This is a genomic window from Xanthomonas arboricola, from assembly GCF_002940665.1.
GTDB classification, from domain to species: Bacteria; Pseudomonadota; Gammaproteobacteria; order Xanthomonadales; family Xanthomonadaceae; genus Xanthomonas; species Xanthomonas arboricola_B.
Genome location: NZ_MIGY01000001.1, coordinates 266408 through 289804, shown reverse-complemented (window position 1 = coordinate 289804; position 23397 = coordinate 266408). Strand labels below are relative to the sequence as shown.

At 65.8% G+C, this 23397-nt stretch carries 23 protein-coding genes and 1 other RNA gene; 8 read left to right on the top strand and 16 right to left on the bottom strand.

From position 1 onward, the window contains the following. Positions 1–18: 18 nt before the first annotated feature. The gene (locus XarjCFBP7645_RS01410) at positions 19–1404 is read right to left on the bottom strand and encodes an APC family permease (protein WP_104535963.1); all 1386 of its coding nucleotides are present in this window, start codon (positions 1402–1404) and stop codon (positions 19–21) included. Between the two features lie 194 nt (positions 1405–1598). Here XarjCFBP7645_RS01410 and XarjCFBP7645_RS01405 point away from each other — a divergent pair, with 194 nt between their 5' ends. The 7 genes from XarjCFBP7645_RS01405 (at position 1599) to cydB (ending at position 10017) form a co-directional block, all read left to right on the top strand. Continuing rightward, entirely contained in the window at positions 1599–2363 is a 765-nt protein-coding gene (locus tag XarjCFBP7645_RS01405; RefSeq protein ID WP_104535962.1) for a LuxR family transcriptional regulator, read from the top strand. Positions 2364–2623: 260 nt separating this feature from the next. Continuing rightward, a complete protein-coding gene (locus XarjCFBP7645_RS01400) occupies positions 2624–3565 on the top strand; it encodes a proline iminopeptidase-family hydrolase (RefSeq protein WP_104535961.1) in 942 nt (313 codons plus the stop codon). Positions 3566–4141: 576 nt separating this feature from the next. Further along, entirely contained in the window at positions 4142–5203 is a 1062-nt protein-coding gene (locus tag XarjCFBP7645_RS01395; protein ID WP_104535960.1) for a pectate lyase family protein, read from the top strand. Between the two features lie 262 nt (positions 5204–5465). Continuing rightward, positions 5466–6854, top strand: a complete 1389-nt coding sequence (locus tag XarjCFBP7645_RS01390) for an amino acid permease (RefSeq protein ID WP_104535959.1) — start codon at positions 5466–5468, stop codon at positions 6852–6854. Positions 6855–7345: 491 nt separating this feature from the next. Continuing rightward, a non-coding RNA gene (locus tag XarjCFBP7645_RS01385) (sX9 sRNA) lies at positions 7346–7422 on the top strand. Between the two features lie 181 nt (positions 7423–7603). Then, positions 7604–9001: a cytochrome ubiquinol oxidase subunit I gene (locus tag XarjCFBP7645_RS01380; RefSeq protein WP_104535958.1), complete on the top strand. Its 1398-nt coding sequence runs from the start codon at positions 7604–7606 to the stop codon at positions 8999–9001. Next, positions 9001–10017: a cytochrome d ubiquinol oxidase subunit II gene (gene cydB / locus XarjCFBP7645_RS01375; protein WP_104536704.1), complete on the top strand. Its 1017-nt coding sequence runs from the start codon at positions 9001–9003 to the stop codon at positions 10015–10017. Before XarjCFBP7645_RS01380 ends, cydB begins: the two co-directional genes overlap by 1 nt. 36 nt (positions 10018–10053) lie before the next feature. On the opposite strand, the gene XarjCFBP7645_RS01370 is transcribed toward cydB, so the two are convergent. From XarjCFBP7645_RS01370 to XarjCFBP7645_RS01300, 15 genes are all read right to left on the bottom strand, one after another. Continuing rightward, the gene (locus tag XarjCFBP7645_RS01370; protein ID WP_258079513.1) at positions 10054–10791 is read right to left on the bottom strand and encodes a prolyl oligopeptidase family serine peptidase; all 738 of its coding nucleotides are present in this window, start codon (positions 10789–10791) and stop codon (positions 10054–10056) included. 211 nt (positions 10792–11002) lie between these two features. Next, positions 11003–12364, bottom strand: coding sequence for a magnesium transporter (gene mgtE / locus XarjCFBP7645_RS01365; RefSeq protein ID WP_016904202.1), 1362 nt, complete (start codon positions 12362–12364; stop codon positions 11003–11005). 143 nt (positions 12365–12507) lie between these two features. Next, positions 12508–14238, bottom strand: a complete 1731-nt coding sequence (ptsP, locus tag XarjCFBP7645_RS01360; RefSeq protein WP_104535957.1) for a phosphoenolpyruvate--protein phosphotransferase — start codon at positions 14236–14238, stop codon at positions 12508–12510. A gap of 58 nt (positions 14239–14296) precedes the next feature. Beyond that, a complete protein-coding gene (locus tag XarjCFBP7645_RS01355) occupies positions 14297–14566 on the bottom strand; it encodes an HPr family phosphocarrier protein (protein WP_016904613.1) in 270 nt (89 codons plus the stop codon). Further along, entirely contained in the window at positions 14559–14951 is a 393-nt protein-coding gene (locus XarjCFBP7645_RS01350) for a PTS sugar transporter subunit IIA (RefSeq protein ID WP_104535956.1), read from the bottom strand. Before XarjCFBP7645_RS01350 ends, XarjCFBP7645_RS01355 begins: the two co-directional genes overlap by 8 nt. 519 nt (positions 14952–15470) lie before the next feature. Beyond that, positions 15471–16343 (bottom strand): RNase adapter RapZ, encoded by an 873-nt coding sequence (rapZ, locus tag XarjCFBP7645_RS01345; RefSeq protein ID WP_181126097.1) that lies wholly within the window; start codon positions 16341–16343, stop codon positions 15471–15473. Next, positions 16340–17290: an HPr(Ser) kinase/phosphatase gene (hprK, locus tag XarjCFBP7645_RS01340; RefSeq protein ID WP_104535955.1), complete on the bottom strand. Its 951-nt coding sequence runs from the start codon at positions 17288–17290 to the stop codon at positions 16340–16342. The genes rapZ and hprK overlap by 4 nt, the downstream gene beginning before the upstream one ends. After that, positions 17287–17745 (bottom strand): PTS sugar transporter subunit IIA, encoded by a 459-nt coding sequence (locus tag XarjCFBP7645_RS01335; RefSeq protein ID WP_026064839.1) that lies wholly within the window; start codon positions 17743–17745, stop codon positions 17287–17289. Before XarjCFBP7645_RS01335 ends, hprK begins: the two co-directional genes overlap by 4 nt. 21 nt (positions 17746–17766) lie before the next feature. Beyond that, positions 17767–18084, bottom strand: coding sequence for a ribosome hibernation-promoting factor, HPF/YfiA family (hpf, locus tag XarjCFBP7645_RS01330; protein WP_047126942.1), 318 nt, complete (start codon positions 18082–18084; stop codon positions 17767–17769). An 87-nt stretch (positions 18085–18171) separates the two neighbouring features. After that, entirely contained in the window at positions 18172–19569 is a 1398-nt protein-coding gene (locus XarjCFBP7645_RS01325) for an RNA polymerase factor sigma-54 (RefSeq protein WP_429001448.1), read from the bottom strand. An 82-nt stretch (positions 19570–19651) separates the two neighbouring features. After that, the gene (lptB, locus tag XarjCFBP7645_RS01320; RefSeq protein ID WP_047126940.1) at positions 19652–20371 is read right to left on the bottom strand and encodes an LPS export ABC transporter ATP-binding protein; all 720 of its coding nucleotides are present in this window, start codon (positions 20369–20371) and stop codon (positions 19652–19654) included. Beyond that, a complete protein-coding gene (gene lptA, locus XarjCFBP7645_RS01315) occupies positions 20371–20931 on the bottom strand; it encodes a lipopolysaccharide transport periplasmic protein LptA (RefSeq protein WP_104535953.1) in 561 nt (186 codons plus the stop codon). Before lptA ends, lptB begins: the two co-directional genes overlap by 1 nt. Then, the gene (gene lptC, locus XarjCFBP7645_RS01310) at positions 20909–21484 is read right to left on the bottom strand and encodes an LPS export ABC transporter periplasmic protein LptC (RefSeq protein ID WP_047126938.1); all 576 of its coding nucleotides are present in this window, start codon (positions 21482–21484) and stop codon (positions 20909–20911) included. Before lptC ends, lptA begins: the two co-directional genes overlap by 23 nt. Continuing rightward, complete coding sequence (locus XarjCFBP7645_RS01305; protein ID WP_104535952.1) at positions 21481–22029, bottom strand: KdsC family phosphatase; 549 nt, start codon at positions 22027–22029, stop codon at positions 21481–21483. The genes lptC and XarjCFBP7645_RS01305 overlap by 4 nt, the downstream gene beginning before the upstream one ends. Positions 22030–22078: 49 nt before the next feature. Then, positions 22079–23080: a KpsF/GutQ family sugar-phosphate isomerase gene (locus XarjCFBP7645_RS01300; RefSeq protein ID WP_104535951.1), complete on the bottom strand. Its 1002-nt coding sequence runs from the start codon at positions 23078–23080 to the stop codon at positions 22079–22081. A gap of 54 nt (positions 23081–23134) precedes the next feature. Here XarjCFBP7645_RS01300 and XarjCFBP7645_RS01295 point away from each other — a divergent pair, with 54 nt between their 5' ends. Beyond that, positions 23135–23362 carry a BolA family protein gene (locus XarjCFBP7645_RS01295; protein ID WP_016905061.1) on the top strand — a complete coding sequence of 76 codons (228 nt, stop codon included), beginning with the start codon at positions 23135–23137 and terminating at the stop codon, positions 23360–23362. The last annotated feature ends 35 nt before the right edge of the window (positions 23363–23397 follow it).

Here is a 23397-nt window from a genome sequence, read left to right as displayed (position 1 = left end):
ACACTGAGCCGCGACGCACTATTCCAACGCGTCGCTGGCGCGGAAGTCGGTCGAGCGACCGCTGACTTTCAGAAACGCCAGGACGGCAAACCCGACCATCATCCAGGCTGCGCCGCCCAGTTGCGCATGCTGGTCGGCATTGATCAGCACATACGCCAGGATCACGATGCCGATCAACGGTGTCGCCACATGCAACAGCGTGCTGTGGCCCTGTCCGCGAAAATGCCACAGCACTGCCGCATGCAACAGAATGAAGGCGGTCAGCGCGCCGACATTGCACAACGAGGACAGTAGCGCGATCTGTCCGACGAAGACTTCGCCCAGCACCATGCTCAAGCCTGCCACCAGCAGGATGGCGCGCTGCGGTACACCGGAGCGTGGATGGATGTAGCGCAGAAAGGCAGGCAGCTGGCGATCGCGCGCCATGGCGAACAACAGGCGCGATGTGGCGGCCTGCGCCACCAACGAATTGGCGACGGCCGCACTGATCGCAACCGTGAGCGCAATGACGATCTGCAACCACGGCCCGGCGATCAAACGCCCGATCTCGAAGAAGGCATCGTTGGAGGCCTGCGCGCTGGGATAGCGTTGCAGGGTGGGCTGCAGCAGCGCCGCCAGCCAGGTCTGCAGCACGAATAAGCCGGCCACCAGCAACAGCGACAGCAGGGTTGCCCGCCCGACCACGCGGTTGCCGCCACGGGCCTCTTCCGACAGCGTGGAGATTGCATCGAAGCCCAGGAACGACACCGCCGCCACCGACAGGGCGCTGAAGATCAACTGCGGCGAAAATGCCTGCGGGTTGTAGAACGGACGCAGGTTCCAGTGCGCACCATTGACGCCACGCTGGATCGCCATGCTGGCCAGCACCACAAACACCGCCAGCACCACCAGCTGCGCGTAGAGAAAGAAGCGATTGGCACGCGCGGTGGTTTCGATGCCGCGCAGGTTGACCAGCGTGTTGAGCACCACGAAGAAGGCGATCCACGCCGGCTGCGGCACCGCCGGCAACACGTTGTGCATGGCGTTGGCGCCGACCACGTAGAGCAGGGTCGGCACCAGCAGGTAATCGAGCAGGATCGCCCAACCGGCCAGAAAGCCCACGCCGCTGCTCACGCCCCGCCCCACGTACGCATACACCGAGCCGGCGACCGGAAACGCCTGCGACATCTGCTGGTAGCTCAACGCGGTGAACAGCATTGCCACGAAGCCGACCAGGTAGGTCAGCGGCACCATCCCGGCACTGATGTCGAACACGCCGCCGAAAATGGAGAATGGCGCGGTCGGCACCATGAATACCAGCCCGTAGATCAGCAGATCCTTGAGCGTGAGCTGCCGCTTCAGCTCCTGGGCGTAGCCAAAGCGTTCCAGCGCGGCCGCGGCGTCGCGGCAGGGTGTGTCGGTCATGCAGGTGTCCGCTGAAAGGAATGCCGGGTCGCGACGCAGGCGCGGTGGGAGCGTCTGGACGTCGATGCTTCTGTGCAGCTGCCTGGCTGGCATTGTGACGATAATGTGGCCGCCAAACCCATCCATTGGTAAAAATGCTAGGTTTTCCCTGCTGGATGTCATCCAGCGGCGCACGTCGGTACCGAAGGACCCCCATGTTCGACACTTTGGCCAGCCTGGGCCGCGATCTGCAGGCGCTGCACACGCTCAATGCCTGCCTGGATCGGGCGTTTGCCGATGTCTGTGGGCTGGGCTTCCAGTCGCTGGTCTACGACTACGCACCGGTCCCGCTGAGCCTGGAAGGGGCATTGATCACCCCGTCGGTGTTCATGCAGCGCAATGCGCCGGGCGACATGCAGCACATCTGGTGCGAGCACGGCTATTACCAGCACGACCCGGTGCAGCAGCGTGCGACGCGCCGCACCACGCCATTCGTGTGGTCATACCGCAGCGACGGCGAGATGGAAGGCGTGGAATACGTCGGCAGCCAGCATCGGCAAGTCACACGCTATTTGTGCGATAGCGGCATGGGAACCGGTGTCACCGTGCCCCTGCACCTGCCGGGCGGCGCGTTCGCGACATTCAGCGCTGCGGTCGACGCGGTCGCGGCCGAGGCGCTGCGGCTGGCCGAAACCCAGCTGTCGCCATTCCTGCTGCTCGCGCATACCTTCCAGGCACGCGCGCAGGAGCTGCTCGATCCGCAGGAACGCCGCTGCCACCACATCGCGTTGACCCGCCGCGAGCGCGAATGCCTGCAATACTCGGCCAAGGGGCTGACAGCCAAGAGCATCGCCGCTGCGCTCAACCGCTCCACCGCCACGGTGAACCTGCATCTGAACTCGGCAGCACGCAAGCTGGGCGCGCGCAATCGCGTCGAGGCCGTCGTACGCGGCATGCATTATCGATTGCTGGAGCCGTAGGCGCGTCGCGGTCGGCGCCTGCGACTCCAGGCCGCGATAGACGATTTCCCCAGTAGTGAAATTTGGCGATCGGCAAGCGCAATCGCTGCACTGGTCGATGCCCGTCCTGGCGACCAGCTACGCGCTCGGCTGGATCGCACCGCTCGCCTGTCGGGCACTGACCTTCCAAAGCGGCGCGAACCTGGGAGTTTTGCCAGTTATGGCGCGGCGTTTCGCTGGCTAGGCTCGGTGCTCATTCTTGCCGTCAGCAGGCGCAGGTCATGCAGTCCACCGAGGGTTACGTCGAATTCCGTGGGTACCGTACCTGGTACCGCATCACCGGCGATCTGCGCAACGATGCCTGCCCGCTGATCGTGCTGCACGGCGGCCCCGGCTGCACCCATGACTATGTGGACAGCTTCAAGGACCTGGCGGCCAATGGCCGCGCGGTGATCCATTACGACCAGCTCGGCAACGGCAAGTCCACCCATCTTCCCGATGCAGACCCCGGTTTCTGGACGGTGGGACTGTTTCTGGACGAGTTGCAGGCCTTGATCACGCAGTTGGGGCTGTCGCAGTACGCGTTACTGGGGCAGTCCTGGGGCGGGATGCTGGCGGCCGAGCATGCGGTGCGGCGGCCGGCCGGCCTGCGTGCGTTGGTGATTGCCAACTCGCCGGCATCGATGGGCCTGTGGCGCGCTGCTGCGCTGCGGCTGCGCGCGCACCTGCCCGAACACATCCAGGCGGCGCTGGACGCGCACGAAGCGGCCGGCACCCTGGACGACCCGGCCTATCGCGTCGCAAGTCAGGTGTTCTACGCCCAGCACGTCTGCCGCGTGTTGCCCTGGCCTGCGGAAGTGGCGCGTACCTTCGCCGCCATCGATGCCGACCCGACCGTGTATCACGCCATGAATGGCCCGACCGAATTTCATGTGGTGGGCAGCCTGCGCAACTGGAGCATCATCGAGCGCCTGCATCGCATCAATGCGCCCACGCTGGTGCTGTCGGGCAAATACGACGAGGCCACACCGGAAACGGTGGAGCCGTACGCGCGCCTGATCCCGGACGTGCGGTGGCATGTGTTCGCCAATTCCAGCCATATGCCGCATGTGGAAGAACGCCCGGCGTGCATGCGCCTGGTCGGCAACTTCCTCGACGACCACACGCCGTGGCCCGGCGAGCAGCTGGTGCATGCGTCCATGCAGGCCAGTCGCGCGGTCTGAGCCGATGCAGTGTGGGACACGTGAGTGCGCACGCGAACCTGCGCGTGCGCGGCCTGCGGGCGCTGCTGCGACGGGTCGCAATTGAGCATGAACTGCCTTGCCTGCGCATCGTGGGAGCAAGGTTGCAACAGTGATCGTGAAGAGCAGTCGTATTGATGCACGCAGCTGCGCCTCATACGTCCGACTGCCCACGGCACGCGGTCGTGCGCAGCTACCAGTGCGCAGTACCTGGTGATGCACGCGGATGCCACAGGCGCATTTGCCGCTACCAATGGCAGTCGAAAGCGCGCGTGCGCAAACGCAGCATCGGCCGGCGTTTGCATGGATAGAAAACACATGTGCATACAAAATGTACATTGCGCGCGGCGCAGCAGTGTCCTGTCCCGGGTGTCTCCCGCTGTCTCTTTCGCATGTCCTGCAAGAAGAACACCGTGGTGCGTCAAAGTTTCAGTGATGGATAATTGTTTTATGTCTTAAATCGCGCAAAAAATGCGGCCCCCACGCATCGCTTTGCTGTTGTCGTCGCTCCGGCGCAGACAGCATGCATCGCTCGTTCACTTCTTTGGGAGAGGCTGCATGATGATCAAGACACTCCAGGGCACACTTGCGCTTGCACTGTCTGCCTGCACTGCGGGCGCCATCGCCGGCCCGGTCGGATACGGTGCCGGCACCACCGGCGGCGGCAACAAGACACCGGTGACTGTGGCTACCTTCGCGGCGATGCAGGCCGCGATCGACAGTTATTCCGGCAGCGGCGGGTTGGTGCTCAACTACACCGGCAAGTTCGATTTCAGCACCATCAAGGACGTCTGCGCACAGTGGAAATTGCCGGCCAAGACCGTGCAGATCAAGAACAAGAGCGACATCACCATCAAGGGTGCCAACGGCTCGTCGGCCAACTTCGGGCTGTGGGTGGTGGGCAACTCCAGCAACGTCATCATCCAGAACATGACCATCGGCCTGCTGCAGGGCGGCGAAGATGCCGATTCGATTTCCCTGGAAGGCACTTCCAGCGGTTCGCCGTCCAGGATCTGGGTCGACCACAACACCGTGTTCGCCTCGTTGACCAAGTGCTCCGGTGCCGGCGATGCGTCCTTCGATGGCGGCATCGACATGAAGAAGGGCACCCATCACGTCACCGTGTCCTACAACTACGTCTACAACTATCAGAAGGTCGCGCTCAACGGATTCAGCGACAGCGACACCAAGAATTCGGCCGCTCGCACCACCTATCACCACAACCGCTTCGAGAACGTCGAATCGCGCGTGCCGTTGCAACGTTTTGGGCTGAGCCACATCTACAACAACTACTTCAACAACGTCACCACCTCGGGCATCAACGTGCGCATGGGCGGGGTGGCCAAGATCGAGTCCAACTACTTCGAGAACATCAAGAACCCGGTGACCTCGCGCGACAGCAGCGAGATCGGCTACTGGGACCTGATCAACAACTACGTCGGCAGCGGCATCACCTGGGGCACCCCGGATGGCAGCAAGCCCTACGCCAACGCCACCAACTGGATCACCAGCAAGGTGTTCCCCGAACCGCTGGGCTACACCTACAGCATCACTCCGGCCGCACAGGTCAAGGCCAAGGTGATCGCCACCGCCGGCGCAGCCACCAACCTGGCCGAGTAAACGGCGACGGGGCGCGGTCACGTGGATCCCCGGCCTGTCCGGGGATTCTTGTCTGTGGTGTGCAGCTGGTTCGTGCACCGGTGGTTTGAAGCCGGGCACGTGGTCACCGGTTGCTGCGTACGTGGCGGTGAAGCTGCCGGCGGTGGAGACGGGCAAGAGCCCGCCCGGGCTGATCCACCCTCGCTTCCTGGTCTGCGTCAAGAGGCGCGGCGGGCGACGCGACGCGGTATCGTGTTGCGATTCCATCCATCCAAGCCCGTCCATGCCGCTTCCGACCGATCCCGTTGCTGAGCACGCTCCGTCCGCCGCGCCCGCATTGCGCCATGCGCTGAAACCGCGGCAATTGATGATGATGGGCCTGGGCACGGCGATCGGCGCCGGGCTGTTTCTTGGCTCGGGCGTGGGGATCCACGCGGCGGGGCCGGCCGTGCTGGTGTCGTACCTGATCGCCGGGGCGCTGGTGATCATCGTGATGAACGCGCTGGGCGAAATGGCCGCTTCCAAGCCGGCCAGCGGTGCGTTTTCGGTGTACGCAGCCGACGCGATGGGGCCGACCGCCGGGGCGACGGTGGGCTGGTTGTGGTGGCTGCAGATCGTGGTGGTGATCGCGGCCGAAGCGGTCGGCGCGGCCGGCCTGCTCGCTTCGGTATGGCCGGCGTTGTCGGTGCCGTTGCTGGCGGTGGTGTTCATGGCCACCTTCACCGCGATCAATCTGCTCGGCGTGCGCAATTTTGGCGAGTTCGAATTCTGGTTCGCCATCCTCAAGATCGTTGCGATCGTGGTGTTCCTGCTCATCGGCGTGGCCCTGCTGGCCGGGTGGCTGCCCGGCGTGGTGTCGCCGGGGCTGTCCAACTTCACCCGCAACGGCGGATTCGCGCCCAAGGGGCTGGCCGGCATCGGATCGGCGTTGCTGGTGGTGGTGTTCGCCTTCGGCGGCACCGAAATCGTGGCAGTGGCCGCTGCGGAAACCGCCGACCCGGGCCGCAGTCTGGCACGCACGATTCGCACCGTGGCCTGGCGCATCCTGGTGTTCTACATCGGCTCGATCAGCGTGATCGTGGCAGTGGTGCCGTGGACCAGCACGGCGCTCAGCTCGCCGTTCGCTGCCGTGCTGGAGGTGGCGCGCATTCCCGGCGCGGCCACCGCCATCACACTGGTCGCCGTGGTGGCCTTGCTGTCGGCACTCAACGCCAATCTGTATGGCGCCTCGCGGATGATCTTCTCGCTGGCCCAGCGCGGCGAAGCGCCGCGGTTGCTCGGCAGGACCAGCGGCGAGCAGGTGCCGCTGGCGGCGGTGATCGCCAGCGTGCTGTTCGGTTTTGCCGCGGCAGCACTGGAACTGCTGTATCCCAACAAGGTGCTGCCGATGCTGCTCAACATCGTCGGCGCCACCTGTCTGCTGGTGTGGGCGATCTCGCTGCTGTCGCAGCTGATCCTGCGCGCACGCGCCGACCGCGCCGGCATCGCGTTGCCGTTCCGCATGCGGGGTTACCCGTTTCTGACCTTGCTGGCCTTGGCGATCCTGGCGGTGATCTTCGTGCTGTTGGCATCGTCGGTGGACACCCGTGCGCAGTTCCTGTCGATGGTCGGCTTGACCGCCTTCATTGCAATGGTCAGCGGAGTGGCACGACGCGCCCGTGGTCGGACCTAAACGTGCGGGTTCACGTGACTGAGTGCGTGACCGTCCGGCAGCGAGGACAAGCCTGCAGTGAGTTCCTGCACACCGCCGGAGCCAGAACACGCAAGCAGTCTTGCGGTGTTTTCCTTGCCATCAGGCGGGCGGGTCGCCGGATCTGCTGATCCATGTGTCTGCAACATTGCCATCTGGCCGATGGCAAGCCGAACATGGTGCCGGCGGGTCCGCGCGAGGCATCGGGGATGCGTAAGCAGCCATTTGCTGCGGGCCTGGGAGATAGCGCTTCCCGGCGGCCTGGGTCGGTTTGGGGTGGGGCGGTGGACCTTCCATCGCGTGCCGGCGTGCACTCGCTAGAGCCGGGTGCATCGCGGTGACCGGTGTGCGCGCAACACATCTGGGTGCAAGGAATGCGCGCTGCATTGCACACCGGGTGCAGCATCGCGCGCTGCAACCAGCAGAACCACTGCGCTGCCGTCAGGCCGGCACGGTCGCTGCTCGGAATGGGCACGAACCGCTCGTGCGCTCCGGTTCTGAGCGCGCCGTCCGCATCTGCCTGACGACCGCTGGCTACGTTTCGTTGGCCGCGCCTGGCTGCACAAGCGCGGCCATTTGCCGCAGATGCGACGCCGTGTCGCATCGGGAACGCGCACGACCGTCGTTATGATGATCCTTTCGTGCAGACGTCGCGATCGACTGGCCTGTCGTCTTGGCAATCGACCTGGACTCCGTGCGCTGATGCTGACCTATTTCCTGGAGGATTCTCCATGGATGCCTTGCTGTTATCGCGGATCCAGTTCGGATTCGTCATCGCATTCCACGTGCTGTTTCCCGCATTCACCATCGGGCTGTCCAGCCTGCTGGCATTTCTCGAATGGCGCTGGCTGCGCACCCGGCTGCCGGTGTGGCGCGAGCTGTATTTCTTCTGGCAGAAGATCTTCGCCGTGTCGTTCGGCATGGGCGTGGTCAGCGGCATCGTGATGGCCTTCCAGTTCGGGGCCAACTGGCCGGAGTTGAGCCGGATCGCCGGCAGCGTGATCGGCCCGTTGCTGAGCTACGAAGTGCTGACCGCGTTCTTCCTCGAAGCCGGTTTCCTGGGCGTGATGATGTTCGGCTGGGGGCGCATTTCCGAGCGCCTGCATTTCCTGGCGACCTGCATGGTGGCGCTGGGCACGCTGTTTTCCACGTTCTGGATCCTGTCGTCCAACAGCTGGCTGCAGACTCCGGCCGGCTATGAAGTGGTCGACGGCATCGTGCATCCGGTGGCGTGGCTGACGATCATCTTCAACCCCTCGTTCCCGTACCGGCTTGCGCACATGGCGTTGGGCTCGTTCATCACCACCTGTTTTGTGGTCGGTGCGGTGGGGGCGTGGTATCTGCATCGCGGCGTGCACCGCGAGGCCGGGCTGCGCATGCTCAAGCTGGCGGTGGCGTTCGCGGCGATCACCGTGCCGCTGCAGATCTTCGTTGGCGACATGCATGGCTTGAACACGCTCAAGCACCAGCCGATGAAGATCGCGGCGATGGAAGCGCACTGGCATGACGAAGGCCAGGGCCAGGGGTTTCCGCTGGTGCTGTTCGCCCTGCCCAATGCGCAGGCCGAGCGCAACGATTACGAGGTGGCGATCCCGCGCCTGGGCAGCCTGATCCTGACCCACCGTCTGGAAGGCAGCATTGCGCCGCTGACCTCGGTGCCGGCGGCCGATCGCCCGCCGGTGACGCCGGTGTTCTTCGCCTTCCGCATCATGGCCGGGCTGGGCTCGTTGATGCTGCTGGTGGCCTGGGTCTCGGCGTTCGCCTGGTGGCGCGGCAAGTTGCTGCAGTGGCGCTGGTTGCTGGCGACTTGGCGCTGGATGTTGCCGAGCGGCTTCATCGCGCTGGTCTCGGGCTGGTTCGTCACCGAGATGGGGCGGCAACCGTATGTGGTCTACGGGCTGTTGCGCACCGCCGACGCCGTCGGCCCGCAATCGACGCTGATGACCGCAATCTCGCTGGCGGTGTACGTGGCCGGCTATGCGTTCGTGTTCGGCTGGGGCATCTGGTACCTGGTCAAGATCGGCAAGATCGGCCCGACCCCGCATGACGCGCCGCAGCTGGACCACGGCGAACACACCCCGGCACGGCCGCTGTCGGCGGCCGATGAACCGATCGACGGAGCCGCATGATGGACATGAGCAGCGTATTGCCGGTGGCGTGGTTCGCGGTGATCGGCTTCGGGGTGCTGATGTACGTGGTGCTGGACGGCTTCGTGCTCGGCATCGGCATCCTGGCGCCGTTCCGCAAGGACGAAGCGCAGCTGGATCTGATGATGAACACCGCCGCCCCGATCTGGGACGGTAACGAGACCTGGCTGGTGCTGGGCGGGGCAGGGCTGCTGGCGGCGTTTCCCAAGGCGTATGCGGTGATCCTGTCGGCGCTGTATCTGCCGGTGTTGTTGATGGTGATGGCGCTGGTGTTCCGCGGGGTGGCGTTCGAGTTCCGTTTCAAGGCGCATCGCTCGCGGCGGCTGTGGAGCAATGCCTTCGCTGCCGGCTCGATCCTGGCCACGTTTGCGCAGGGCGTGATCCTCGGCGCGCTGGTGCAGGGCCTGCCGATCGAAAACGACCGCTATGTCGGCGGCATCTGGGGCTGGTTCAGTCCTTTCGCGATGCTGACCGGCGCGTCGCTGGTGTTCGGCTACGCCTTGCTCGGCAGCACCTGGCTGATCCTCAAGACCGAAGGCCATGTGCAACAGCTCGCGCGGCAGTTGAGCCGGCCGCTGACCATCAGCGTGTTGATCTTCATCGGCCTGGTCAGCGCGTGGTTGCCGTCGCTGCAATCGCATGTGATGGACCGCTGGTTCAGCGGTGCGCATTACCTGTGGCTGATGCCGGTGCCGGTGCTGGTCGCCATCGTCGGGTTCGCGCTCTGGCGTTGCACCGAAGCGGGGCGGCCGGATACGCCGCCGTTCCTGTTGGCGATGGGCCTGTTCGTGCTCGGTTTTCTCGGCCTGGTGCTGGGCATGTGGCCGTATCTGGTGCCGCCGGTCTACACCGTCTGGCAGGCCGCCGCGCCGCCGTCGTCGCAGTTGTTCGCACTGATCGGCCTGGTGGTGCTGCTGCCGCTGATCCTGGGCTACACGGTATGGTCGTATCGCGTGTTCCGCGGCAAGATCACCGCCGATACCGGCTATCACCACTGAGCGGGCGCAGACCGCATCCGCGCAATGGGCCCCCGCTCAGTGCAGGCGCTGCCTGAACATCCACTCCCACATCGCCGGGTCTGCGTAGGTCGCGTCCCAGGCGTTGTGGTTGCCGTCCGGATATTCGCTGTAGCGCACATTGGCGCCGACGCCTTTTGCGGCGCGGTACAGCGCACGGTCGTCGTGCGGCGGCACCGAGTCGTCCTTGGCCCCGTGGAACATCCAGATCGGCACATGCCTGAGCCGGGTGACCGCAGCGGTATACGGGTCGGCCTCGTTGGCCACCAGGCTGACGTAGAGCGTGCGACGTTCATCGCGCGGGGCCTTGAGTGCACCGCAGATCGGCACGATCGCGGCGAAGCGCTGCGGCTGCATCAGCCCGATTTCCCACGCGCCATAGCCGCCCATCGAGATGCCGGTGAGGTAGGTACGCTGCGGGTCGGCATCGAATTCGGCACTGGCCGCGTCCAATGCGGCGATGGCCATGCGTGCGTTGATGCCCAGCCACTCCTCGTCGTCGGGCACCTGCGGCAGCACCACCAGGGCAGGGAATGCGGCAGTGTGTTCGCTCAGGTAAGGGCCAACGCCCACTTCGGCCTGATCGCGTCCGTTGTCGCCGCGTTCGCCCGAGCCATGCAGGAACAGCACGATGGGGCGCGGTTGCGGCGCCCTGGAGGTCGGCACGAATACCTGATAGCGGTAGAGCCGCCCCTCCAGCTGCAGCGTGCGGGTGACGAAATGGCCGCGGCGTCCGTCGTGGTGGCGCTCAGCCATGCTGGAACAGCCGGCCAGCACCAGCGCAAGAATCGCAAGAACAAGACAACGACGGATCACGCATACCTCCTGACCGATGACAGACCCGCAGTATCACCGCATGCAGGTGTGCTGGCATGTCGCGCTGCGGCGATTTTCTGCGGAATATTCATTTGCTTGCCGCCGCGGTGTGCGCGGCACGAAAGTTCGGCGCAATGGCTACAGACCACGACTACGGCAACAGGATCAGCGTCGCCAGGCCGAGGAAGCTCAGGAAGCCCATCACGTCGGTCAGCGTGGTCAGGATCACGCCACCGGCCAACGCCGGGTCGAAGCCCAGCCGTTTCAGCGTCACCGGGACCAGTACCCCGCCGAATGCGGCGGTGAGCATGTTCAAGGTCAGCGCGGTGCCGATCACCAGCGACAGCATCGGCTGCTGGAACCAGGCCAGCACGATCAGCCCCAGGCCCACGCCCAGCACCAGGCCGTTGATCAGCGCAACGGTGAGCTCCTTCTTGAGCAGGGTCATCACGTTGGAAGAGCCGATCTGGCCCAGCGCCAGGCCGCGCACCATCAGGGCCAGCACCTGGGTGCCGGCATTGCCGCCCATGCCGGCGACGATCGGCATCAGCGCCGCCAGCGCCACCAGCTTCTCGATCGTGCCTTCGAACCGGCTGACCACGCTGGAGGCAAGGAACGCGGTGCACAGGTTGATGCCCAGCCAGATCAGGCGGCGGCGGAAGGCGCGCCGCGCCGGGCTGAACATGTCCTCGTCCTCGTCCAGACCGGCCGCGCTCATGGCCTGGTGTTCGGCCTGTTCGCGGATGATGTCGACCACGTCGTCGATGGTGATGCGGCCGAGCAGGATGTTGTTGTCGTCCACCACCGGGGCGGAGATCCAGTCGTGGTCCGAGAAGCGCCGCGCGACCTCGTCGGAGCCATCGCCGACATCGATCGCCGGTTGTTCGTCGTCGATCAGGCGATTGACCGGCGTGCTGTCTTCATGGGTGACCAGCGCGGCCAGCGACACCCGGCCCAGGTACTGATGGCGCCGGCTCACCACGTACAGGTGGTCGGTGTGGTCGGGCAGTTCGCCGCGCAGGCGCAGATAGCGCAGCACCACATCGACATTGACGTCGGCGCGCACCGTCACCACGTCCGGATTCATCAGGCGGCCGGCAGTGTCTTCCGGATACGACAGCACCTGCTCGAGCCGCTCGCGGTTCTCGCGGTCCATCGACTTGAGCACTTCGTCGATGACGGTGTCGGGCAGGTCTTCGACCAGATTGGCCAGATCGTCGATGTCGAGGTCTTCGACCGCTGCGACGATCTCGTCGGTGTCCATGTCGGCCAGCAGGCTTTCGCGCACTTCATCGCCGACATGCAGCAGCACTTCGCCGTCGTCTTCCGGGTCGACCAGCCCCCACACCACCTCGCGCTTGCCGGGCGGCAGCGATTCCAGCAGGTTGCCGATCTCCGCCGGCGCCAGCGTATTGACCAGCCGTCGTACCGGGCCCAGGCGTCCGCTGTCGAGCGCATCGGACAGCAATCGCAGCTGGCGCGCGGTCTTGTCGTGGCGGACGGCTTCGGCCATGCGCGGCTCCCTGGAAGAGTGGACACGTCCCGATGGAAGACGCGCTGCTGAATCAGCACGGCATTATCGCTTGCGCATGGTGACGAAACCTACAGTGCCGCTCGCAACGCGCTCGAACATCGCCCGCGCGATGACGCGATCGCTCAGCGCGCCAGGCCCTGCGCGACAGTGGCCAGCCACTTCTCGATGCCCTTGCGGTCGCGCGCGCGCAGCAGCTTGTCGCCCTGCACGCGCAACTCGCCCAGGTGGATGTCGCGCACCGCACGGCGCACTTCCAGCAACGTGGCCGGATGCAGGCTGAACTCGGTGAGCCCCAAGGCCAGCAACATCGGCACGAAGCGCGGGTCGCCCGCGATCTCGCCGCACACCGCCACCGGCTTGGCATACGCGCGCCCGGTGGCGATCACCTGTGCGATCAGGCGCAGCACCGCAGGATGCAACGGCGAATACAACTCGCCCAATGCCTCGTTATTGCGATCCACCGCCAGCAGGTACTGCACCAGATCGTTGGTGCCGATCGACAGGAAATCGATGTCGTCGATAAAGCAGTCCAGCGCCAGGGCCGCAGCCGGCACTTCGATCATCGCGCCGAGCGGAATGTGCTCTGCGATCTCGTGGCCTTGCTCGCGCAATTGCGCGGCCAGTTTCTTGATCTGCCGGCGCAGCAGCTGGACTTCCTCGCGGCCGCTGACCATCGGCACCAGGATGCGCACCGGCCCGTAGCCGGAGGCGCGCAGGATCGCGCGCAACTGCGCCTGCGCCACCGCAGGGCGGGCCAGCGACAACCGCACGCCACGCAGACCCAGCGCCGGATTGTCCTCATCGCTCAGTGTCAGACCGGTGCGGTCGGCCTTGTCGGCGCCCAGATCCAGGGTGCGGATAGTGACCGGGCGGCCGCTCATGCCCAGTACGGTGTCGCGATAAGTGTGGAACTGTTCCTCCTCGCCCGGCAGCTCGTTGCGCTGCAGGAACAGGAATTCGGTGCGGTACAAGCCAAGGCCGCTGGCACCGAGCGCGTGCGCCTTCGCCACGTCCTCCAGCGATTCGGCATTGGCCAGCAACGTGATATCGACGTTGTCGCGCGTGCGCGTGGGTTTGGAGCGCAGCCGGCCGAGTTCGCGCTGTTCCTTGGCCAGCGCGCGCAGGCGCTCGCGGTAGTCGCGCAGATGCTCGGGCTTGGGATCGACGATCACCTGGCCGGAACCGGCATCGACGATCAACACATCGCCATCGTCGATCCGCTGTACCGCATCGCTCACACCCACCACCAACGGCAGGTGCAGGCTGCGCGCCAGGATCGCGCTATGCGACAGCGCGCTGCCGGCAGTGGTGACGATGCCGACCACCCCTTGCGCCTGCAGTTGCGCCAGCTCCGACGGTGCCACGTTGTCGCAGACCAGGATTTCTCCGGCCACGCCCTTGAGGTCGGGCGCGCGCTTGTGCAAGAACGCATGGATGCGACCGATGACGTGATCCAGGTCGTCCATGCGGCTCTTGAGGTAGGCGTCCTCCATGCCGTCGAACACCGCCGCCAGCCGGTCGCGCTGCACGCGCAGGGCGTAGTCGGCGCTGTAACGGTGGGTACGGATCAACTCGTCCAGGCCTTGCAACAGCTCCGGGTCGTCGAGCAGCAGCGCATGCAGTTCGAGGAATTCGCCGACCTCGCGCGCAAGCGCACCATGCAGGCGATCGCGCAGCTGCTGCATCTCGGTGCGTGCCGCCTCGATTGCCACATGCAGACGCTGCAGCTGCGTTTCCACCTGGCTGGCGGGCACGCGCTGTTCGGCCACTTCCAGCGTGTGGCTCTGGCGCACGCGCGCGCGTCCGAGCGCGTTGCCGCGCGAGGCGGCGTGTCCACGCAAACGCATGCTCATGCGCGGCCCGGGCGCGGCCGCGCCCTGTCGGTCAGCCCCGCACCGACGCAGCACATGCTCAGCTGTCCTCGTCGAAACGACGCTCGAACAGATCCACCAGCGCCTGCAGGGCCTGCGCCTCGTCCTCGCCATCCAGCCGCACCACCACGCTGGTGCCCTGGCCGGCGGCCAGCAGCATCACGCCCATGATGCTCTTGGCATTCACCTCGCGGCCCTTGGCCGCCAGGGTGGCGTTGCTGCGATAGGACGACAGCGTCTGCACCAGCTTGGCGGTTGCCCGCGCATGCAGTCCGAGTCGATTGGAAACTATGAGTTCGCGTTCAAGCATCGTCGATGATCGCTCCGTTGCGGGTGCCTGCCGCCGCGGTGGCGGGTAGCTCCTGCAATCCTTGTTCGGGGTAGTTCATCACCCGCAACAGCATCGGCAGGCTGAGTGCGGACACCCGGCGGACCGGCGTGCCGAGCTTTGCCAACCGGCTGGCGAGATTGCTGGGGCTGGCGCCGTACAGGTCGGTCATGACCAGCACGCCGTCGCCGCTGTCGACCCGTCGCATCGCCGACGAAGCCTGGGGCAGCAATGCGTCCAGGTCTGCATCGAGCGGCACATCGAACGCTTCGGTCTTCAGCGGCAACTGCCGCAACAGCCCCGTCGCCACGTGCAACAACGCCGCGCCGATGCCGGGATGAGTAATGAGGAGAATGCCACAGGCCATGCCGAAACGTTAACAGGTCGGCATGACCGCGCGATAGCGTTTGCCGGCACCGATGTGTTGCGAAATGAATAGCCGTTTAAGACCGCTGCGGTGTGTCGCGTGCAATGCACGCAGCAAGCGCGTTGCTGCCGGCGTGGCGGTGATCGTGACGTGCGCAGTCTCCCGATGCGAACCGCATCACAAGCGAACGCTGCAGCGCGCGACCAGAACGCGCCGACGAAATGCACCGATCAAAAAAGTTTTTTTCTTGCAGGCCCAATGCCTGCGCCTGCCCGATCGATCTGCGCCCGCGGCAAGACAAGGGAAGCAGCAGCGACAAAAGGTGGCCCGTAGCTTCCAAACGGCCATCAACACCAAAGCATCGACAGCAAACCCGGGGCAGGGACCCGACGCCAGAGCCAGAACTCACGCGACAATGCTTCGACGCACGGATGTGGTGGTCGTTCGCACATTCCACGCCGCGTTACACCGCTTTGACGATTCCTGATTCCCGAATCCCGATTCCCCAATCACAGCCCCTCAATCCTGCTCGCGATGAAACGTCGCCACCTCCGGCCAGCCCTGTTCGCGCGCATGCCGCGCCATGCGTTCGGCTAGATACACCGAGCGGTGCTTGCCGCCGGTGCAGCCGAAGGCGATGGTCACGTAGCTGCGGGTATCGTTGCGCAGCCGCGGTAGCCAGGTATCGAGCAGGTCCACGATCTGCGCGCTGTAGCGCACCACATCCGGTTGCTCGTCCAGATAGTCGCGCACGCCGGCATCGCGGCCGGTCAGCGGGCGCAGTTCCGGGTCCCAATGCGGATTGGGCAGGACGCGCGCATCGAACACGAAGTCGGCTTCGGCCGGCACGCCCCGTTTGTAGGCGAACGATTCGAACAGCAGCGACAGCCGGTCGCTGGTGCCGAGCGCAAACTCGGTGACCACGCGGCGACGCAGCTGGTGCACGTTGAGCGTACTGGTGTCGATGATGGCATCGGCCTGCGTACGCAGCGGCTCGGTCAGCTGCCGTTCGCGGGTGATCGCTTCCGGCAACGCCAGACCCAGATGGCTGAGCGGATGGCGGCGGCGGGTATCGGCGTAGCGCTTGATCAGCGCCTCGTCGCTGGCTTCGAAAAACAGCAGTCGCGCCTCGATCCCGTATTCCTGCGCAGCCTGGCGCCACTGCGCCAGCTGGGTCAGATCGCTGCGGCTGCGCACATCGATGCCCACCGCCAGGCGCTGATCGCCGAGCGGGTTGCCACGCAGGCGGCTGCGCACGAAATCCGGCAGCAGCTCCACCGGCAGGTTGTCCGAACAGTAGTAGTCCAGATCCTCGAAGGTCTTCAACGCGACCGATTTGCCCGAGCCGGACAGCCCGCTCACGATCATCAACGTGGAGGGCGCGGCACTCATGGCGTGCGTCGCTCCAGCAGGTTGCTGTGGCGGGCGATGAACATCGCCGCCGGGTCGATGCCCTTGGTGCGCAGGATATGCAGGCGCGTGGCGGCCTCGGTCAGCACCGCCAGGTTGCGGCCGGGCATCACCGGCAGGGTGATCAGCGGCACGTCCAGATCCAGCACATGCCGGCTGCCGGAATCGCCGGTCAGGCGTTCGTAGCCGGACGGGGTGGGCTCGGTCATCGGGCGGGTCAGGTGCACGATCAGGCGCAGGTACTTGTTCTTCTTCACCGCGGTGTCGCCGAACATGTCGCGCACGTTCAACACGCCCAGGCCGCGTACTTCCAGCAGGTCCTGCAGCAATTCCGGGCAGGTGCCGTCGAGCACGTCGGGGGCGATCTGGGTGAACTCGGGCGCGTCGTCGGCCACCAGCCGATGACCGCGGCTGAGCAGCTCCAGCGCCAGCTCGCTCTTGCCCGAGCCGGCCTCGCCGGTGATCAGCACGCCGATCGAATAGATCTCCATGAACACGCCGTGCAGGGTGACCCGTGGCGCCAGCGTGCGTGCCAGGTGATAGGAGAGGTGATTGAGCAGCTCGTGGCCGCGCTTGGGCGAGATCCACAGCGGCGTGTTGGATTCGTCGGCGGCCGCGCGCAGGTCTTCCGGGCAGGACTGGTTCTTGCTGATCGCCAGCGCCAACGGCTGCACCTGGATGATCTTCTCGATGGTTTCCCAGCGTTGCCGCGCATCCAGCGAGTCCAGCCAGGCCAGCTCCTCTGTGCCCAGGATCTGCACCTTGTTGGGGTAGATCACGTTGAGATAGCCGGCCAGCGACGGGCGGCGCGCAATGTTGCTGCCGGCCTCGATCTCGCGATGCTCGCCTTTGTGGCCGGCCACCCAGCGCAATGCCAGCTTGTCGCGCTGCTGGTCAAACAGTTCGCGTGCGGTGATGCTGGTATTCATGCGGCGCTGGCCTGTGCTGGCGGTGCGTCGGTGAGCAGCGCCATCAAGGCGTCCGCATTGGGGGCGGCGCGCAACTGCTGACGGAAGTCCGCATCGGAAAACCGCTCGGCCAGTTCCGACAACAGCATCAGATGCTGGTGGGTGTAGTGCGCAGGCACCGCCATCGCGAAGATCAGGTCCACCGGCTCATCGCCACCGAAGGCCACCGGGGTGTCCAGCCGCAGCAATGCGCCACGGGGTTCGGTGAGATTGGGGCAACGCCCATGCGGGATGGCGATGCCGTGGCCGATGGCGGTGCTGCCCAGGGCCTCGCGTTCGCACAGGTTGGCATACAGCTCGTCGGCGCCGGCCTGACGGCAGGACAGCAAGTCGGCGGCGGCATGCAGGACGGTGTCGCGATCGGCGGCCGGCGACACCACGGTGCGCACGGCCGCCATCAGATCGGTTAAAGGCATGAGGGCATCAAGCGGGAAGCGTCATGCGGGATTGTCGCGCACCTCGCGTGCATGGTGGTTACATTTCTTTTCCTTGTGCTTGAGCACCAGGCGGTCGAGCTTGTCGACCAGCAGGTCGATGGCGGCATACATGGTGGCGCCGCTGGCATCTGCGTGCAGGGTGCGACCGGGAAGGTTGACGGTGGCGACCACGTGATGGTCTGGCTTGCGAACGGCCAGCTGGGTCCGGACTTCGCAGTGCTGGTCGAAATGGCGCTGCAGTCGCTGCAGCTTGCTTGCCACGTACTCCCGCAGCGCGGGGGTCACTTCAAGCTGGTGGCCATACGTCTCGATACGCATCGGATACCTCCATTGGTCGGTGGGCCAATGAACCTTTCCGGTGATCCGACTCACCCGGCGCAGGCCGGCGTTGCAGTGGGTGCAACGTCAGGCGATACGGACGCGTTCGTGGGAGGCGGAAATGTTCATGGCCTCACGATACTTCGCAACGGTACGCCGCGCCACTGGTACGCCGGACGTTTTCAACAGATCGGCCAACTTGGCGTCGGATAGCGGTTTACGTGGGTTTTCCGCCTCGATCAGGCGCCGGATCATGGCCTGAATGGCGGTGCTGGAGGCCTCGCCACCGCTGTCGGTGTCGATGCCGGAGGCGAAGAACGAGCGTAGCGCGATGGTGCCGCGCGGGGTACGCACGTATTTGCGGGCGATCGCGCGGGAAATGGTCGATTCGTGCAGGCCGAGCTCGCCGGCGATCTCGCGCAGGGTCAGCGGCCGCAGCGCCTGCGCGCCGAACTCCAGGAATCCGGCCTGGTGCTGCAGCAGGCAGCGCACCACCCGCAGCAGGGTTTCGCCGCGCGCCTCCAGGCTCTTGAGCAGCCAGCGCGCCTCCTGCAGCTGGCCGCGCAGATAGCCGGCGTCGGACTCGCCGCAACTGCGGATCAGATTCTCGTAGCCGCGGTGGATGGTGACCTTGGGCTGGGCGCGGCCGGCCAGCGAGGCCCGCCACACGCCGCGCTGGCGCCAGATCACGCAGTCCGGCACCACGTAGGTGTCCTGGGTGAGGCCGCCGATCTGCTTGCCCGGGCGCGGGTCCAGCGAGCGCACCAGCTGGACCGCCTGGTCGACATCGGCGGTGGAGCGCTTGAGTTCGTGCGCCAGACCGGCCACGCCGCTGCGTGGCAGGCGCTCCAGCGGGCCGGCCACGATCTGCAGCGCCAATTCTCGCCCCGGCGTGGCCGGATCGAGCACGGCCAGCTGCAGTGCCAGGCATTCGCCAAGATTGCGTGCACCCACGCCGACCGGGTCGAAACGCTGGATCTGGTGCAGCACGGTGAACACTTCGGCCTCGTCCACCGCCGCACCGAGCGCCAGCGTTTCCAGAATGGCCGACAGCGGCTCGCGCAGGTAGCCGTCTTCGTCCAGCGCATCGATCAGCAGCGCGCCGATCTGGCGGTCGCGCGGCGACAGCGGCGACAGGTGCAGCTGCCACAACAGATGGTCGGCCAGCGTCTCGGATTCGGCCACGCGCTCGGCGGCATCGCCGGACTCGTCGTCGTCGAAGCTGCCGCCGCTGCCCGACCCGGTCCACTGCAACTCGTCCTGCGACCAGTCGTCGTCGCGCTCTGCCGGCGCCGGTTCTTCGCGCGGGGTGTTGTCGGTGGAAGCCGACGACGACAACTCCACTGGCAGCTCGTTGGCCGCATGCGCGGCCTCGTCGGCCCACTCCAGCAGCGGATTGGTCTCCACCGCTTCGGCGATTTCCAGTTCCAGCTCGGTGGTGGACATCTGCAATAGCTTGATCGCCTGACGCAACTGAGGCGTCATGACCAACTGCTGTCCTAGCGATGTCTGGAGCCGGGCTTTCATGCGGGCACTGACTGGAAGAATCGATGGCGCGGCGACGCGCTCAAAGGCGGAAAGTTTCCCCCAGATACACGCGACGGACGTCGGGATTGGCTAGCAGCGCATCTGGTGCCCCCTGCGCCAGCACGCCCCCCTCGGCGAGAATATACGCGCGGTCGCAGATTCCCAAGGTTTCGCGCACGTTGTGATCGGTGATCAGCACGCCGATGCCGCGTTCCTTGAGGTGAATGATGATGCGCTGGATCTCGCCGACCGAAATCGGATCGACGCCGGCGAAGGGTTCGTCGAGCAGCATCATGCGCGGCTTGGCCGCCAGCGCGCGCGCGATCTCGCAACGCCGCCGCTCGCCGCCGGACAGGCTGGCGCCGAGCTGGTCGGCCACGTGGGTGATCTGCAGTTCTTCCAGCAGCGAGACCAGTTCCTTCTCGCGGCCGTCGCCATCCAGTTCCTCGCGCAGCTCCAGCACCAGGCGGATGTTGTCGGCCACGGTGAGCTTGCGGAAGATCGACGGCTCCTGCGGCAGGTAGCCGACACCGAGCTTGGCGCGTGCGTACATCGGCTCGGCGGTGAGATCGCGGCCATCCAGCTCGATACGCCCGGCATCGGCCTCGACCAGACCGACGATCATGTAGAAGCAGGTGGTCTTGCCGGCACCGTTGGGGCCGAGCAGGCCGACCACTTCGCCGGCCTCGAGCGTAAGGCCGAATTCCTTGACCACTTCGCGCTGCTTGTATTTCTTGCGCAGACCGGTGGCGACCAGCATTACTTCTTCCCCTGCGGCTTGGCAGCGGGTTTGGCGGCCGGCGTTGCCGCAGGCGTTGCTGCTGCCGGCGCCGCGGTCTTGGGCTGGATGATGGTGCGCACGCGGCTGCCGTCGCCGCCGCTCTGCATGTTGCCGGTCTTGGTGTTGTAGACCATGCGCTGACCTGCATTGGTGCCCTTGGGCGAGTCGACCTTGTAGTTGCCGGTCAGCACGATGACTTCGTTGGCGACCTGGTACTCGATGTTGTCGGCCTGGCCGTTCATCATCGCGCCGTCGTCCATCTGCTGCTTCAGCGTGGCCTGCTTGCCGGTCAGCACGACGCGGTCGGTCTGGCCGTTCTTCTGGAAGATGTCGGCGGTGTCGGCGTGGATTTCCAGCGTGCCCTGGGTGATCACCACATTGCCGCTGAAGCGGCACTTGCCGCTGTCGTCGAGCATGTTGCAGTCGTTGGCATTGGAATCGATCGCCATCGGCTGATTGCGATCGCTGGTCTTGGCCAACGCAAGGGCGGGCAGCAGCAGCGCGGCAAACGCCAGTTTAGCGGGCAGCATTCGGTTCATAACGGGTCTTGACCTGGGAAAGGAGCTTGTACTGGCGTGATTTGAGATCGGCCTCGAAGCCGACCCCGCTTTGCATGATACCCGGTCGGCTCATGCTCACCGGAGCAGCGGTCTTGGCGAGATTCTGCTGCGGGAACACGTCCAGGCTCTGGGTGCGGAACGTGGTCGGTGGGGTTGCGCCGCCGGTGGGGCTGTCGCCCTCGACATCGCCGCGCAGGCGCAGCTCATCGCCTTTGGGGCTGATCCAGCCGGTCTTGGAGCGCAGTGTCCAGGGTTGATTGGCGTTGTCGGGCAACAGGAACACCGGGGTGGTGACCTCGGAGGTGCGATCGGCGCGGTTGCGATGCATTTCCGGCGCACGCAGCGTCATCGATTCCTTGCCGGTTTCCTTGTCCAGCGCAATCAGTTCGAAGTCGCGTAGCACATAGTCGGCACGCGAATCGTCCACCGCCTCGGCAACCGGGCGCGCGCGCTGCTGCCAGGCCGACCAGCCGGAAATCACTGCGGCGGCAAACAGCGCCACGCCCAGGGTGCTGCGCCAGTTCCAGCTCATGCGGAAAACCTTTCGATGATGCCCTCGATCTGGCCTTGCGCGGCAAGCACCACGTCGCAGACCTCGCGCGCGGCACCTTCGCCCCCACGTGCCCGGGTATGCCACTGCACGCGCTCGGCGATCAACGGGTGCGCGCCGGCGGGCGCCACCGGCAGGCCGACCGCCAACAGGGCCGGCAGGTCGGGCAGGTCGTCGCCCATGAACAACACCTGGTCCAACGACAGACCGTGCTCCTGGCACAGGGCCAGCACGGCCAGGCGCTTGTTCTTGACCCCGATCTGCACATGCAGGCCAAGATCCTGGCCGCGCTTTTCCGCCGACAGGCTGGCGCGCGCGGTGATCAGCGCGACATGGATGCCGGCATGGTCGAGCTGCTTGAGCCCCTGGCCGTCGAGCACATTGAAGGACTTGCTCTCGTTGCCGGCATGGTCGTAATACAACCGGCCGTCGGTCAGGGTGCCGTCGACGTCGAAACAGGCCAGGCGGATACGCGCGGCGCGGTCGGTGATGTCGGCGGGCAGGTGCTGCAATGGGGAATAGGGCATCGGTACGAATCGGTGAGAACGGGGTTCCAACGGTAGAAAACTGAACCTGTTAAACCACTTTGGCGCGCAACAGGTCGTGAATGTTCAATGCGCCCACCGCGCGCTGTTGCGCGTCGACCACGATCAGACCGTTGATCTTGTAATCCTCCATCAGCCGTGCGGCTTCGGCGGCCAGCTGGTCGGCACCGATGGTGCGTGGGTTGTGCGTCATCACCTGGGCAATGCCGGCGCTGCGCACGTCGATGTCGCTGTCCAGCGCGCGGCGCAAATCGCCGTCGGTGAACAGACCGATCAGGTGCCCGTCGTGATCGACCACCGCGGTCATGCCCAGCCGCTTGCGGCTCATCTCCATCAGCGCCTCGCTCAGGCTGGCGTCCTCGCGCACGCGCGGCAGGTCATCGCCGCTGTGCATCACGTCGGTGATATGCAGCAGCAGGCGCCGGCCCAGGCTGCCGGCCGGATGCGAGCGCGCAAAGTCGTCGGCGGTGAAGCCGCGCGCGTCCAGCAGCGCCACGGCCAGCGCGTCGCCCATCGCCAGCGAGGCAGTGGTGCTGGAGGTGGGCGCCAGATGCAGCGGGCAGGCTTCGGTGGACACGCTCACATCCAGATGCACGTCGGCGGCCTGGGCCAGCGAGGAGCTCGGGCGCCCGGTCATGGCGATGATCGGGTTGCCCTGGCGCTTGAGCACCGGCAGCAGCATGCGCACCTCGTCCGATTCGCCGGAGTAGGACAGCGCCAGCACGATGTCGGCCTCGGTGATCATGCCCAGATCGCCGTGCCCGGCTTCGCCCGGATGCACGAAGAACGCCGGCGTGCCGGTGGAGGCCAGGGTGGCGGCGATCTTGCGCGCGATATGCCCGGATTTGCCCATGCCGGTGGCCACCACGCGCCCGCGCGAAGCCAGCACCAGCCGGCAGGCCGCGGCGAAGTCGCTGCCGATCCGTGCGCCCACGCTGGCCAGCGCCTCGCGTTCGATCTCCAGCACGCGCTGGCCGCTGGCGACCAGGCTGGCGTCGCTGACGGTGGTGGAGGGCAGGTGCGAGACGGCCATGCGGGGGCTCGGGTGAAGAGTAGAATGTGCGCTCATTTTATGAGGAAACGCCCTTTGGACGCCGAAACCATCCGTAAACTCATCGAATCCGGCTTGCCCGAAGCCCGCGTCGACGTGCACGGCGACGACGGCGTGCACTTCGAGGCGACCGTGATCAGCCCCGCATTTGCCGGCAAGGCCCCGCTGGCGCGCCATCGCATGGTGTACGCAACCCTGGGCGAGCTGATGGGCGGGGCGATCCATGCGCTGCAGCTCAAGACGCTGACGCCCGACGAAGGCTGAGCGTCAGTCGGGTCCTGGCCGGTCGGGCTGCGCCT